The sequence below is a fragment of the Kitasatospora sp. NPDC057936 genome (assembly GCF_042887525.1).
Taxonomy (GTDB): Bacteria; Actinomycetota; Actinomycetes; order Streptomycetales; family Streptomycetaceae; genus Kitasatospora.
This window is the reverse complement of record NZ_JBHVPD010000011.1, coordinates 1-12,833: the sequence shown is the minus strand read 5'-3', so window position 1 is coordinate 12,833 and position 12,833 is coordinate 1. Positions and strand designations below refer to the sequence as shown.

The 12,833-nt window shown below is 73.5% G+C and carries 13 protein-coding genes; 9 read left to right on the top strand and 4 right to left on the bottom strand.

What is annotated here, in order from left to right:
* Nucleotides 1-118 precede the first annotated feature (118 nt).
* The gene (locus ACFVU9_RS08600) at nucleotides 119-1,441 is read right to left on the bottom strand and encodes a D-arabinono-1,4-lactone oxidase (RefSeq protein WP_380439560.1); all 1,323 of its coding nucleotides are present in this window, start codon (nucleotides 1,439-1,441) and stop codon (nucleotides 119-121) included.
* A 134-nt stretch (nucleotides 1,442-1,575) separates the two neighbouring features.
* Entirely contained in the window at nucleotides 1,576-2,832 is a 1,257-nt protein-coding gene (locus ACFVU9_RS08595; RefSeq protein WP_380439562.1) for an MFS transporter, read from the bottom strand.
* A 130-nt stretch (nucleotides 2,833-2,962) separates the two neighbouring features.
* Between ACFVU9_RS08595 and ACFVU9_RS08590 the strand changes: the two genes are divergently transcribed.
* Together ACFVU9_RS08590 and ACFVU9_RS08585 are read left to right on the top strand one after the other, a co-directional pair.
* Nucleotides 2,963-4,105 carry a ferrochelatase gene (locus tag ACFVU9_RS08590; RefSeq protein WP_387591303.1) on the top strand — a complete coding sequence of 381 codons (1,143 nt, stop codon included), beginning with the start codon at nucleotides 2,963-2,965 and terminating at the stop codon, nucleotides 4,103-4,105.
* A 15-nt stretch (nucleotides 4,106-4,120) separates the two neighbouring features.
* Nucleotides 4,121-4,945, top strand: coding sequence for an inositol monophosphatase family protein (locus ACFVU9_RS08585; RefSeq protein WP_380497519.1), 825 nt, complete (start codon nucleotides 4,121-4,123; stop codon nucleotides 4,943-4,945).
* A 197-nt stretch (nucleotides 4,946-5,142) separates the two neighbouring features.
* Here the strand turns inward: ACFVU9_RS08585 and ACFVU9_RS08580 are convergent, their stop codons facing one another.
* Complete coding sequence (locus ACFVU9_RS08580) at nucleotides 5,143-5,328, bottom strand: hypothetical protein (protein WP_030057688.1); 186 nt, start codon at nucleotides 5,326-5,328, stop codon at nucleotides 5,143-5,145.
* Between the two features lie 443 nt (nucleotides 5,329-5,771).
* On the opposite strand from ACFVU9_RS08580, the gene ACFVU9_RS08575 reads away from it, so the two are divergent.
* The 4 genes from ACFVU9_RS08575 to ACFVU9_RS08560 all read left to right on the top strand — a co-directional run bounded on the left by ACFVU9_RS08575 (nucleotide 5,772) and on the right by ACFVU9_RS08560 (nucleotide 9,913).
* Nucleotides 5,772-6,425, top strand: a complete 654-nt coding sequence (locus ACFVU9_RS08575) for a response regulator transcription factor (protein ID WP_097235981.1) — start codon at nucleotides 5,772-5,774, stop codon at nucleotides 6,423-6,425.
* 80 nt (nucleotides 6,426-6,505) lie between these two features.
* Nucleotides 6,506-7,825, top strand: a complete 1,320-nt coding sequence (locus ACFVU9_RS08570; protein WP_380439569.1) for a sensor histidine kinase — start codon at nucleotides 6,506-6,508, stop codon at nucleotides 7,823-7,825.
* 264 nt (nucleotides 7,826-8,089) lie between these two features.
* The gene (locus tag ACFVU9_RS08565) at nucleotides 8,090-9,070 is read left to right on the top strand and encodes an acyl-ACP desaturase (protein WP_380497520.1); all 981 of its coding nucleotides are present in this window, start codon (nucleotides 8,090-8,092) and stop codon (nucleotides 9,068-9,070) included.
* Nucleotides 9,071-9,613: 543 nt separating this feature from the next.
* Nucleotides 9,614-9,913: a DUF4193 domain-containing protein gene (locus ACFVU9_RS08560; protein WP_329924615.1), complete on the top strand. Its 300-nt coding sequence runs from the start codon at nucleotides 9,614-9,616 to the stop codon at nucleotides 9,911-9,913.
* Nucleotides 9,914-10,096: 183 nt separating this feature from the next.
* Here the strand turns inward: ACFVU9_RS08560 and ACFVU9_RS08555 are convergent, their stop codons facing one another.
* On the bottom strand, nucleotides 10,097-10,546 hold the full coding sequence (locus tag ACFVU9_RS08555) for a DUF3093 domain-containing protein (RefSeq protein WP_359964755.1): 450 nt from the start codon (nucleotides 10,544-10,546) through the stop codon (nucleotides 10,097-10,099).
* A gap of 132 nt (nucleotides 10,547-10,678) precedes the next feature.
* On the opposite strand from ACFVU9_RS08555, the gene ACFVU9_RS08550 reads away from it, so the two are divergent.
* From ACFVU9_RS08550 to ACFVU9_RS08540, 3 genes are all read left to right on the top strand, one after another.
* Complete coding sequence (locus tag ACFVU9_RS08550; RefSeq protein WP_387591296.1) at nucleotides 10,679-11,308, top strand: PaaI family thioesterase; 630 nt, start codon at nucleotides 10,679-10,681, stop codon at nucleotides 11,306-11,308.
* Entirely contained in the window at nucleotides 11,305-11,769 is a 465-nt protein-coding gene (dut, locus tag ACFVU9_RS08545; protein WP_359964754.1) for a dUTP diphosphatase, read from the top strand. The genes ACFVU9_RS08550 and dut overlap by 4 nt, the downstream gene beginning before the upstream one ends.
* Nucleotides 11,770-11,838: 69 nt before the next feature.
* Nucleotides 11,839-12,642: a DUF3710 domain-containing protein gene (locus tag ACFVU9_RS08540; RefSeq protein WP_380439575.1), complete on the top strand. Its 804-nt coding sequence runs from the start codon at nucleotides 11,839-11,841 to the stop codon at nucleotides 12,640-12,642.
* Nucleotides 12,643-12,833: the final 191 nt, after the last annotated feature.

The following is a 12,833-nucleotide window of genomic DNA, read 5'->3' as shown; positions in this document are numbered from 1 at the left end:
CGGGCGGTGGCGGGAAGCCGACCGGCGGGACGACTCCGCAGCCGCCCGCGCCGAGCCAGGCCCCGGCGTCGGAGGCCCCGGCGCCCGCCGCCGGAACCCCGGCGGGCCAGGGCGTGTCCTAGTCGCCGAGGACCCGGCGCAGGTACGGGTTGGCGAACAGGCGGCCGGGGTCGACCTCGTCGCGCAGGGCGGTGAAGTCGCCGAAGTGCGGGTAGACCCCGGCGAGGTACTCGGCGTCGCGGGTGTGCAGCTTGCCCCAGTGGGGGCGGCCCTCGTGGGCGGCCATCAGCTGTTCGACGCCGGTGAAGTAGCCCTGGTCGCGGGTGCCCCGGTAGAGGTGGACGGCGATGTAGGCGCTGTCGCGGCCGGAGGCGGTGGAGAGCCAGAGGTCGTCGGCGGGGGCGAAGCGGACCTCCACCGGGAAGCTGATCCGCCAGTCGGACCGTTCGATGAGCGCCTTCAGCTCGCGCAGCACGTCGGCGACGGCGGCGCGCGGCACGGCGTACTCCATCTCGACGAAGCGGACCTTGCGCGGGCTGGTGAACACCTTGTGCGAGGTGTCGGTGTAACTGCGGTCGGACCACGCGCGGCTGGCCAGCGAGGCGATGGCGGGGATGCTGCCGGGGAAGCGGCGGCCGACCCGGCAGGCGCCCTCCCACACGGTGTTGGAGAGGAAGTCGTCCTCCAGCCAGCCCTTGAACCGGGGCAGCGGGGCGGCCGGGCCCTGGCTGCGGTTGTTGCGCTTGGTGCTGCAGCGGTCGGTGTGCGGGAACCAGTAGAACTCGAAGTGCTCGTTGACGGCGGTGAGGTCGTCGAGGCGGTCGAGGACCTCGTCGAAGCGCATCGGCTGCTCGTGGGCGGTGAGCAGGAAGGACGGCTCGACGCCGAAGGTGAGCGCGGTGATCACGCCGAGCGCGCCGAGGCCGAGCCGGGCGCCCTGGAAGAGCCGCGGGTTCTCGGTGGGCGAGCAGCGGTGGACCGTGCCGTCGGCGAGGACGATCTCCAGGGCGCGGATCTGCGCGGCGAGCGAGCCGGAGTCGCGGCCGGTGCCGTGGGTGCCGGTGCTGGTGGCGCCGGCGACGGTCTGGACCTCGATGTCGCCCATGTTGGTGAGCGAGAGGCCCTCGGCGGCGAGGAGCCGGTTGAGCCGGTGCAGCGGGAGGCCGGACTCGACGGTGACGGTGCCGGCCTCGCGGTCGATCCCGCGGACGGCGGTGAGCGCGTGCGGGCGGATCTGGACGCCGTCGCCGGCGGAGGCGATCGCGGTGAAGGAGTGGCCGGAGCCGACGGCCTTGACGGTGCGGCCCTGTTCGGCGGCGCGCCGGATCTCCCTGGCCAGTTCCTCCGCGGTGCCGGGCGCGGCGGCCCGGGCGGGCCGGGCGCTCTGGTTGCCGGCCCAGTTGGTCCAGCGGACGGCGGTCGCGGTACTGGCCTGGGGCATGTGCTGACTCCTGCTCCGTGGCCGACGGGGTCGGCGGGGTCCGGGCGGTGGGGGCCGCCGGTGGGGCCTGTGCACGGGGCCGCGCGGGCCCCTACCCGCGGGTAGGCCCGCGAGTAGGGAGGAGATTAGTCAGTTCACCGTCCGAGGTCTACGGGTTCGACGGCGGGCGCCCCGGGCTCGGCCGCGGGCAGGCCGGCCCGCAGGGTGCGCAGGCCGACGAGGGCGACCAGGACGCCGAACACGCCGGCGACCAGCGGCACCCAGTAGCCGGCGGCGGCGCCGGAGGCGTCCACCACCCAGCCGCCGGCCGAGGAGCCGAGGGCGACGCCGAGTGCGAGCCCGGTGGTGGTCCAGGCCATGCCCTCGGTGAGCTGGGCGGCCGGGACGAGCCGTTCGACCAGGGCCATCGCGGAGATCAGGGTGGGGGAGATGGCGACGCCGGCGAGCAGCAGGACGGCGCCGGTGGCGAGCAGCCCGCCGAGGCCCTGCACCGCCTCGGCGACGAGCAGCACCGGGATCATGGTGAGCGCCATCATCACGACGCCGACGACGAAACGATTCGCCAGGGGGCTGGTGGGCTTGAGCGCGCCGTAGACCATGCCGGCCAGGCCGGAGCCGAGTGCCCACACGGCGAGGACGGTGCCGGCGAGGCCCTCGTGGTCCTGGGCCCGGGCGAAGGCGACGGTGACGATCTCGACCGAGCCGAAGATCGCCCCGGTGGCGATGAAGGTGAGCACCAGCACGACCAGGCCGGGGTTGAGGATCGCGCTGCGGCCGCTGCGCCCGGCGGCCGGGTGGACCGGCGGCTCGGTGCGCCGCTGGGCGGTGAACAGGACGATCCCGACGGTGAGTGCGAGGCCGGCGGCGAGCAGGCCGGACTCGGGGAAGACGTTGGTGGCCAGGCTGACGGCGAGGATCGGGCCCACCATGAAGCAGAACTCGTCGACCACCGCCTCGAAGGAGTACGCGGTGTGCAGCCGGGCGGGCTTGTCCCGGTAGAGGTGGGCCCAGCGGGCGCGGACCATGGCGCCCGCGCTGGGCATGGCGCCCATGCCGACGGCGAAGAAGAAGAGCGTCCAGTCCGGGGCGTCGAAGTGGGCGCAGAGCAGCAGTCCGGTCGCCGCGGCGATGGTGAACGCGGCGGCGGGCAGCGCGACGCGGCGCTGGCCGTGCCGGTCGACGAGCCAGGAGACGGCCGGTCCGAGCACCGCGGCGGCGATCGCCAGGGTCGCCGAGACGAGGCCCGCCACCCCGAAGGAGCCGCGCTGCTGGGACAGCATGGTCACGATGCCGATGCCGGTCATCGAGATCGGCAGGCGGGCGATGAACCCGGCGGAGGAGAAGGCCAGCGTGCCGGGGGCGGCGAATATCTGGCGGTAGCTGGACAGCACGCGGAAGCTCCGGGGAGGTAAGGAACAAGGCGGTTGAACACAGCTTACGTATGTTGGCAAACGGTATTTTCCGGGCTCTCCGCGCCGCCCCGCCGACGGGCCCCGGCCCCTCAATGGCAGGATCGGTGCCATGTCCGACGCGCGCAAACCCTCCCTCTCCGGCGCCGCTCCCTACGACGCCCTCCTGCTGCTCTCCTTCGGCGGCCCCGAGGCCCCCGAGGACGTCGTGCCGTTCCTGGAGAACGTCACCCGTGGCAGGGGAATCCCGAAGGAACGGCTGAAGGAGGTGGGCAAGCACTACTTCATGTTCGGCGGGGTCAGTCCGATCAACGGGCAGAACCGCGAGCTGCTGGCCGCGCTGCGCAAGGACTTCGCCGACCACGGCCTGGACCTGCCGGTCTACTGGGGCAACCGCAACTGGGCGCCCTACCTGACCGACACCCTGCGCGAGATGGCCGCCGACGGTCACCGTCGGATCGCCGTCCTCGCCACCAGCGCCTACGCCGGCTACTCCGGCTGCCGCCAGTACCGCGAGAACCTCGCCGATGCGCTCGCCGTCCTCGCCGACGAGGGCGGCCCCGAGCTGCGCGTCGACAAGCTCCGGCACTTCTACAACCACCCGGGCTTCGTCGGCCCGATGGCCGAGGCCACCGTCGCCGCCCTGGAGTGGCTGCCCGCCGGCGTGCGGGACGGCGCCCGGCTGGCGTTCACCACCCACTCCATCCCCGACGCGATGGCCGAGACCTCCGGCGCCCCGGACGACCCGGCCCGCGGTGAGTCCGGCGGTGCGTACGTCGCCCAGCACCTGGACGTCGCGCGGCTGGTCGTCGAGGCCGTCGCCGAGCGCACCGGCGTCGCCGGGCGGCCGTGGGAGCTCGTCTACCAGAGCCGCAGCGGGGCCCCGCACATCCCGTGGCTGGAGCCGGACATCTGCGACCACCTGGAGGCCCAGCACGCCGACGGCGCGCCGGCCGTCGTGATGGTCCCGATCGGGTTCGTCTCCGACCACATGGAGGTCAAGTACGACCTCGACACCGAGGCCGTCGCCAAGGCCGCCGAGCTCGGCCTGCCGGTGGCCCGGGCGGCCACCGTCGGCGCCGACCCCCGGTTCACCGCCGCCGTGCGCGAGCTGGTCCTGGAACGGGCCGCCACCGAGCGCGGCGAGGACGTCACCCGCTGCGCTCTCGGGGCGCTCGGGCCCAGCCACGACGTGTGCGCGGTGGCCTGCTGCCCCAACCCGCGCGCCCCCCGCCCGGCCGCCGCCGAGCGCTGACCCGTACCGGAGGAGATGCCCGTGTCCAGCCCCGCCCTGCCCGACGCCCGGCTGCTCGACGACCTGCTCGACGTGGCCCTGGACGCCGCCCGCCGGGCGGGCGCCCTGCTGCGCGACGCCCGGCCCGCCGACCTGGGTGTGGCCGGCACCAAGAGCAGCCCGGTCGACGTGGTCACCGAGATGGACCTCGCCTCCGAGAAGCTCGTCGTGGAGCTGATCGCCGAGCGCCGTCCGCAGGACGGCTACCTCGGCGAGGAGGGCGCCGACCGGCCCGGCACCAGCGGGGTGCGCTGGGTCGTCGACCCGCTCGACGGCACGGTCAACTACCTGTACGGGCTGCCCTCGTGGGCGGTGAGCGTGGCCGCCGAGGTGGACGGCCGGGCGGTCGTCGGCGTCGTCCACGCACCGGCCCGCGGCGAGCTGTTCCACGCCGTCGTCGGCCGCGGCGCCCGCCTCGACGGCGCGCCGATCTCCGCCCGCCCGGCCCCGCCGTGGGGGCAGGCGCTGATCGGCACCGGCTTCAACTACGTCGAGGCGGTGCGGGTCCGGCAGGCCGAGGTGCTGCTGGCCCTGATGCCCGAGGTGCGGGACATCCGCCGGGGCGGCGCCGCCGCGGTGGACCTGTGCGACGTCGCCGCCGGGCGCCTGGACGGCTACTACGAGCGCGGCCTGGCCCCCTGGGACCGCGCCGCGGGCTGCCTGATCGCCACCGAGGCAGGTGCCCTGACCGGCGGACGGCCCGGACACGGCCCGGACGGCCGGCTCACCGTCGCCGCCGCACCCGGCGTGTACGAGCCGCTCCAGGAGCGCCTGGCCGCGCTGCGCGCCTGGGCGGATTGAGCGCTTCACCGGACGTTCGCCCCTGGGACACGTCATGTCCCGGGGGCAAATCTTTGCCCCCGCAGGCGCGGGTTCCTCCCGGGCCGGGCAAACGAAGAGCCCTGGCATACGGGGGATGCCAGGGCCTGGGGTTTCGCACGGCCCCCGCAGGGCCGCTGGTGCCGGAGGACCGGCGTCGGGTCAGGTGCTGCGAAGCGTCACGCGGCGGTGCGGTGGCGCTCGAGCACGGTGTCCACGCCGTGCTCGGCGGCGAGTCGGCGGAGGTCGTCCAGCTCGGACTGCTCCACCTCGGCGAGGAACTCGTCCCCGGCCTCGATCGCGCGGTGCAGGTCCTGCTCGGCGTTGGCTATGCGCTGCAGGATTCCGGCCTTGAAGGCGTCCATACGGGCCCCCTTACTGTGTCGGACGTGCACGGTCGTGCGTTCTCCGCCCTGAGGTGGTCCGGTCGACGGAAGCGCCCGGGCCGGCGGGTCTGCTGCTCCGGTCGGGCGCGGAGACGGCCTCGGCCGCTCCCGGTGACGTCCCATGCCCCAGGGCCGGCGCGGATGAACGCACGGCGGGTGGGTGCGACCGGCCAAGGGCCAGATCGCGGGTGTGCAGCTGTCCTCCCCGCCCCGGCGGCCGGGAAACCTGCCCGGCCGAGAAAGTTGCCCGTGTCACAGTCCAATCGGACTGCTCCGGATGCGAACCGTGACCGGCGGGGAGCCGGGCGAACCCTGCCCGAGGGGCAGCTTATCGCTGCTTTACCGAAGGACCAGGCAGGATGGAGACACGTTCGGAGCCGTGCGTCCGCTTCCGGGGCCGGCCTGGAGAAGGGACAACGACCGTGCGGGTTCTCGTCGTCGAGGACGAGCAGCTGCTCGCCGAGGCCGTCGCAACCGGCCTGCGCCGCGAGGCGATGGCCGTCGACGTGGTGTACGACGGGGAGGCCGCGCTCCAGCGCATCGCGGTCAACGACTACGACGTCGTGGTGCTCGACCGGGACCTGCCGCTCGTCCACGGCGACGACGTCTGCCGCAAGGTGGTCGAACAGGGCCTGGCCACCAGGGTCATCATGCTGACCGCCTCCGGCGACATCAGCGACCGGGTCGAGGGTCTGGAGATCGGCGCCGACGACTACCTTCCGAAGCCGTTCGCCTTCAGCGAACTCGTGGCCCGGGTAAGGGCGCTGGGCCGCCGCGCGACCGTCCCGCTGCCGCCCGTCCTGGAGCGCGCCGGCATCTCGCTCGACCCCGGCCGCCGCGAGGTCATCCGCGACGGACGCACCGTGCAGCTCGCCCCCAAGGAGTTCGCCGTCCTGGAGGTCCTGATGCGCGCCGGCGGCGCCGTCGTCTCCGCCGAACAGCTCCTGGAGAAGGCCTGGGACGAGCACACCGACCCGTTCACCAACGTCGTGCGCGTCACCGTCATGACGCTGCGCCGCAAGCTCGGCGACCCGCCGGTCATCGTCACCGTGCCCGGCTCCGGCTACCGCATCTGAGCGGAGCCCGCCCCGGATCCCCGGCGGATCCCCCCCACCGACCAGCGCCCGCCCCGGCGGACGCCCCGAGAGGACCCATCATGACCACCCCGCCCCCGGCCGGCGGGCCCTCCGGCGCGCCCGCCGGCGGCCCGCGCGTCGTACCGCCCAAGCCCGCACACCCCCCGCGCGCGCCCCGGCTGCACCAGTCGACGCACGAGAACTACGTCCCCGGCGACGGCATGCTCGCCTGGCTGCCGTTCCGCCCGACCATCCGGATGCGGCTCACCCTGCTCTACGGCGGGATGTTCCTGATGGCGGGCATCGTCCTGCTGCTGGTGATGTACTACTTCGTCCGCCAGGCCCTCCAGGACGCCTCGCTGCCGCACCTCGTGCTCAGCAGCCCGACCGGCAACATCAGCGTCACCACGCCGGACGGCATCACCATCACCAACCAGGCGACGCTGGACCGGTGGCTGGCCAACTACCAGACCGTCCAGTCCAACCAGGCGCTCAACACGCTGCTGCGCAAGTCCCTCACCGTCCTCGTCTGCCTCGCCGTGATCGCCTTCGCGGCCGGCTACGCGATGGCCGGCCGGGTGCTGCGCCCGCTCGGCCGGATCACCCGCACCGCCCGTGACGTCGCCTCCTCCGACCTGCACCGGCGGATCGAGCTGGACGGGCCGGACGACGAGCTCAAGGAGCTCGCCGACACGTTCGACGGCATGCTCGACCGGCTCGACCGCTCGTTCGACTCCCAGCGCCGCTTCGTCGCCAACGCCTCGCACGAGCTGCGCACGCCGCTGGCGATCAACCGGACCCTGCTGGAGGTGCAGCTCTCCGACCCGGCCGCCTCGCCCGACCTCCAACAGCTCGGCAAGACCCTGCTGGCCACCAACGAGCGCAGCGAGCAGCTGGTCGAGGGCCTGCTGCTGCTCGCCCGCAGCGACAACGAGCTCACCGAGCGCCGCCCGGTCGACCTGTCCGAGGTGGCCTCCCGGGCGCTGGAGCAGACCCGCTCGGAGGCCGACAAGCGCGAGGTCGAGCTGCGCTCGACGCTCGATCCGGCCGTGGCCTCGGGCAACGGCGTCCTGCTGGAGCGGATCGCGCTGAACCTGCTGCAGAACGCGGTGCGCTACAACACCGCCGGCGGCTGGGTCGAGCTGACCACGGCCGAGGTGCCGGGCGGCGGCGAGCTGGTCGTCTCGAACACCGGCCCGGTGGTGCCGCAGTACGAGCTGGAGCACATCTTCGAACCGTTCCGCCGGGTCAAGGGCGCCGACCGCACCCGCAGCGACAAGGGGGTCGGGCTCGGCCTGTCCATCGTGCGCTCGGTGGTCCGCGCCCACGGCGGCGCCATCGAGGCCACTCCGCGCCCCGGTGGCGGCCTCACGATGCGGGTGCGCATCCCGGGCCCCTGACCGCGCCCGCGGGCCGCTGCGGGGCCGGTTGCGCCGCCCGTCGCGCCGCCCGCGCCACCGCCCTCCGTAAGCGACCGTTCGAGGCCGCCCCCGCCAGGCCCGTCAAGACGACATAAGGCCAGGCGGGGGCGGCTTGTCTTTTCCGGTCCGGGCAACTTACGGTGTCGTAACCTACGCAACCGTAAGTGTGCCCCTCCGCGCGTCCCCCGACGTGCCCGCCCAACGCGCCCGTCCCGCGCGTGCCGTCCCCCAGGAGCAACCCCCGTGACCATCGCCCCTGTGCAGCGCAGCACCTCGCTCGGATCGAGCGCCTGGACCGACGCCCGGCTGATCCTGGCCCTCGAAGAGGTCGTCGAGAAGGAGCTCAACCGCCACCTCGCGGTGGCCAAGGAGTGGATGCCGCACGAGTTCGTGCCGTGGAGCCAGGGCCGCGACTTCGACGGCGTGCTCGGCGGCGAGGCCTGGTCGCTGGAGCAGTCCCAGGTGACGGCGCTCGGCCGGGTCTCCCTCGTGGTCAACCTGCTCACCGAGGACAACCTCCCGAGCTACCACCACGAGATCGCGACGATGTTCGGCCGCGAGGGCGCCTGGGGCACCTGGGTGCACCGCTGGACCGCCGAGGAGGGCCGGCACGGGATAGCCATTCGCGACTTCCTGCTCGCCACCCGGGCCGTCGACCCGGTGGAGCTGGAGCGGGCCCGGATGTCCCACATGTCCGAGGGCTTCGAGTCCGACAACGCGCACAGCATGCTCCACTCGGTGGCCTACGTGGCCTTCCAGGAGCTCGCGACCCGCATCTCGCACCGCAACACCGGCAAGCACGCCGGCGACCCGCTGTGCGACCAGCTGCTGGCGAAGATCGCCAACGACGAGAACCTGCACATGGTCTTCTACCGGAACCTCCTCAAGGCCGCCCTGGAGATCGCCCCGGACCAGGCCATGCGGGCCATCGCCGACGTCGTGACGGACTTCCGGATGCCCGGCCACGGCATCCCGGGCTTCGAGCGCGCCGCCGCGCAGATCGCCATCGGCGGGGTCTACAACCTGCGCATCCACCACGACGACGTGCTGCAGCCGGTGCTCCGCCACCTGCGGGTGATGGAGATCGACGGCCTCGGCGCGGAAGGCCTGATGGCCCAGGACGAGCTCGGCGTCTTCCTCGACGGGCTGGACGAGCAGGCCCGCAAGTTCGAGGAGCGGCAGGCCGCCCTGCTCGCCCGCCGGGCCGCGCGCCGCGCCTCCTAGCACGCCCCTGCGGGCCGACGTCCGCCGGTGCGCCGCCCTCCGGGGCGGCGCACGTTCGCGCGGGTGCTCCCGGGGGCCGCCGGGAGGTTCGGAGTGGGTGGATTTTCCGTGATTTGCCCCGGAAGATTCTGAACGTGACCAAGCTCACACCGTGTCGCTCCGCGACGTCGGCCGAACTCGGAGAGTGATCATGGCGATTCGGGCCCCGATCGCCGTCCGTGACCGGATTTCCGGCCCGGACGCGTGTGCGGGGTTGACGGGCGCCCCTGCTGGGCAAGGGATTCTGCGGGTGCCCGTACGGTCCGCGCTCACTCTGAGTCGCCGCCTGACGGGCTCCGGAGGGGGCCGGAGATGGCCCAGCGTGAGGCCTCCCGCGCCCCGGTGGATCACCCCAACGGACCCCGGGCTGAGTGTCGATTGAGTAACAGGGCTTGAAGTAAGGCAAAATCTCCGCCTCGGGTCGGGCACAAGACCGACCCCCCATGCGTTACGTGCGCTGGAGATACCGCACACACCGCACAACCCGGAGGGGGAGAGCGAAAAATGGCAACGGACTACGACACCCCACGCAAGACCGACGACGACGTCAACGAGGACAGCATCGAGGAGCTCAAGGCTCGGCGGAACGACAAGGGCGGAAGCTCTGTCGACGTCGACGAGTTCGATGCGGCCGAGGGCATGGAGCTCCCCGGCGCCGACCTCTCGAACGAGGAACTCGCCGTTCGCGTCCTGCCCAAGCAGGCCGACGAGTTCACCTGCATGAGCTGCTTCCTCGTGCACCACCGCAGCCAGCTCTACAGCGAGAAGAACGGCAACCCGATCTGCCGGGACTGCGGCGCCTGAGCAGCGCGGCGGACACGGCCCGGCACCCGCGGTCCGCGCGGGGCCGGCACCCAGCCCCTTCCGGCTCCGGGCAGCGGAGCCGGACGGCAGGTCCGGGCAGGACAAAAGTCGTAGGGACGGTCCCGCAGCCGCGGAACCGTCCCTCTTCGTCTTCCGGCGTGCGCCGGTGGCGCGCGCCCTGCGCTACGCCCGCGCGCTCCGGCGGGCCTCCTCCAGCGCCTCCGCCAGCTTCATCGGCGAGCGCGTGGACAGATAGAGGTACGGCGTCGGGTCGGTCGGGTCCGTCACCTCGACCCGCAGCGCCGTCGGGACGTAGCTGCGCAGCAGCATGAAGGCCCGCGGGTCCGCCTTCGGTCCGCGCCAGGCCACCGCCTCGGCCGGGCTCAGGGCGTGCGCGGCGCCCAGGGCGTCCACCGGGATCCGGGCCGGGCCGGCCACCAGGGAGCCCTGCACCACGCGGATCCGGGCCGAGCCGTAACTGCTGATCGCGACCGCGCCGACGGCGATCCCGACGACCAGCCCGATCAGTGCGCCCAGCCCGCTGACCCGCAGCAGGATCAACGCGAGCGCGAGCCCGGTCGCGACCGGGAGCAGCCACCAGGAGCGGGGCACGGTGAGGCGTTCGTCGTACATGCCCCCCATTGTGGGCGCCCTCACGGCCGGGCCCGGACGGCACCCCCGGCCGTCGCCGCGTCCGTCCCGCCGTCCGGCGGCCGTCCGCCGCCCCCGCTACCGCCCGGTAGGGCGTCGGTAGGGTGGGGCAGCGTGACCGGTACGACTGCCCCCACGCCCCCCGCCGACCGGTCGGCGCCCGCGACACCGCCGACCCCGACCACCCCGCCGCCGGACGCCGTGCTGCCCCCGCGGGCCCCCGAGGCGCCCGCCCCCGGCACCCGGCTCGGCTCGCACTACGAGCACTGCTTCGGCTGCGGCCCGCAGCACCCCGGTGGCCTGCGGATCGACGCCGTCGCAGGCGTCGGGCTCGACGTCACCGCCGAGTTCACCGTCCGGGACGTCCACCAGGGCGGTCCCGGCCTCGCCCACGGCGGCGTGCTCACCACGGCCATGGACGAGACCCTCGGCACGCTCAACTGGCTGCTGCACGTCCCCGCCGTCACGGGCCGGCTGGAGACCGACTTCCTGTGCCCCGTCCCGGTCGATTCGGTGCTGCACCTGCGCGCCTGGGTCACCGGCGTGCACGGCCGCAAGATCTACGGCGCCGCCGAGGCGCGGATCGGCGGCCCGGACGGGCCGGTCGCGGTGCGGGCGCAGGCGCTCTTCATCCAGGTGAAGCTGGAACACTTCACCACGCACGGTCGTCCCGAGGACATCGGGAAGGTCCTCGACGACCCCGACCTGATGAAGCGCGCACGAGCCTTTGAGGTGAACCCTTGAGCACCACCAACCAGCCGCTGGACGTCCTGATCCGGCGCATCGACCCCGAGCTGCCGCTGCCCGCGTACGCGCAGCCCGGCGACGCGGGCGCCGACCTGCGCACCACCGTCGACGCCGAGCTGGCGCCCGGCGAGCGGGCGGTCCTGCCGACCGGTGTCGCCATCGCCCTCCCGGACGGCTACGCGGCCTTCGTCCACCCCCGCTCCGGGCTGGCAGCCCGATGCGGAGTTGCGCTCGTGAACGCCCCGGGGACGGTCGATGCCGGGTACCGTGGAGAGATCAAGGTGATCGTCGTCAATCTGGACCCGCGCGAGGGGGTCAGCTTCCGCCGAGGGGACCGGATCGCCCAGCTGGTCATCCAGCAGGTCGAGAAGGCCCGCTTCCACGAGGTGGCCGAGCTGCCTGGGTCGGCACGCGCCGAGGGCGGGTTCGGGTCGACCGGTGGCCACGCCGCGGTCTAGCATGCCCGCGGCCTCGCAGGAAGCCGAGCAGGTATTCGCATCGGTCTTGGACCGGGAAGGACAGTGACCGTGTTCCGTCGTCGCCAGAAGAGCGAGGACGCTGTCGAGCAGCTCGCCGACGACGCCATCAGCGCCGACGAGACGGCCGATGACGTCGAAGGTTCCGCCGAGAGCGAGAACGTGACCGAGCTGGACCCGGCCGACAGGGTCGGCCTGCCGCCGGCCCCGCGGCCGGACGGTCCGTGGGACCACTCCGAGCTGGAGAACCCGGAGGAGGGCCGCGTCGACCTCGGGGGCCTGCTGGTCCCGGGCGTCGAGGGCATGGAGCTCCGTGTCGAGGTGGCCGGTGACGCGATCGTCGCCGCGACCCTCGTCCTCGGCAACAGCGCCGTCCAGCTCCAGGCCTTCGCGGCCCCGAAGTCGGAGGGCATCTGGGGGGAGGTCCGGGAGGAGATCGCCAACGGCATCACCTCGCAGGGCGGCCTCATCGAGGAGGAGGAGGGCCCGCTGGGCTGGCACCTCCGTGCCCAGGTCCCCGTGCAGCTGCCGGACGGCACCCAGGGCGTGCAGCTGGTGCGCTTCGTCGGCTGTGACGGGCCGCGCTGGTTCCTGCGCGGCGTGATCTCCGGTCAGGCGGCGGTGCAGCCGGAGATGGCCGGGATCCTGGAGCAGGTCTTCCGGCAGACGGTCGTCGTGCGCGGCGAGAGCCCGATGGCGCCCCGCGACCCGATCGTCCTGAAGCTCCCCGAGGACGCGCAGATGGTGGCCGACGGCGGCGGGGCAGCCGCTGCCGCCGCCGAGGGCGAGAGCCGCTTCGGCGGCGCGTCCATCGACCCGTTCTCGCGCGGCCCGGAGATCACCGAGGTCCGCTGACCCCGGCTCGACGCCTCGCCGGCCGTTCACCGGCCGTTCGCCGATCGCCCCCTCCCGGACCCCGGGCGGGGGCGATTTGCATGTGGCGCCCCCGGGCCCGTACAGTTCCGGAGTCGCCGCGGGAGACCGGGGCAACGAAAGCGGAAAGCAAATCCGATGAATGAAACTCCGGAAAACGGAGCGGAAAACAT

Excerpts from the sequence above, each read along its gene's own strand:
- ACFVU9_RS08600 (WP_380439560.1), bottom strand. The coding sequence starts at position 1,441 with ATGCCCCAGGCCAGTACCGCGACCGCCGTCCGCTGGACCAACTGGGCC.
- ACFVU9_RS08590 (WP_387591303.1), top strand. The coding sequence starts at position 2,963 with ATGTCCGACGCGCGCAAACCCTCCCTCTCCGGCGCCGCTCCCTACGAC.
- ACFVU9_RS08585 (WP_380497519.1), top strand. The coding sequence starts at position 4,121 with ATGCCCGTGTCCAGCCCCGCCCTGCCCGACGCCCGGCTGCTCGACGAC.
- ACFVU9_RS08580 (WP_030057688.1), bottom strand. The coding sequence starts at position 5,328 with ATGGACGCCTTCAAGGCCGGAATCCTGCAGCGCATAGCCAACGCCGAG.
- ACFVU9_RS08570 (WP_380439569.1), top strand. The coding sequence starts at position 6,506 with ATGACCACCCCGCCCCCGGCCGGCGGGCCCTCCGGCGCGCCCGCCGGC.
- ACFVU9_RS08560 (WP_329924615.1), top strand. The coding sequence starts at position 9,614 with ATGGCAACGGACTACGACACCCCACGCAAGACCGACGACGACGTCAAC.
- ACFVU9_RS08555 (WP_359964755.1), bottom strand. The coding sequence starts at position 10,546 with ATGTACGACGAACGCCTCACCGTGCCCCGCTCCTGGTGGCTGCTCCCG.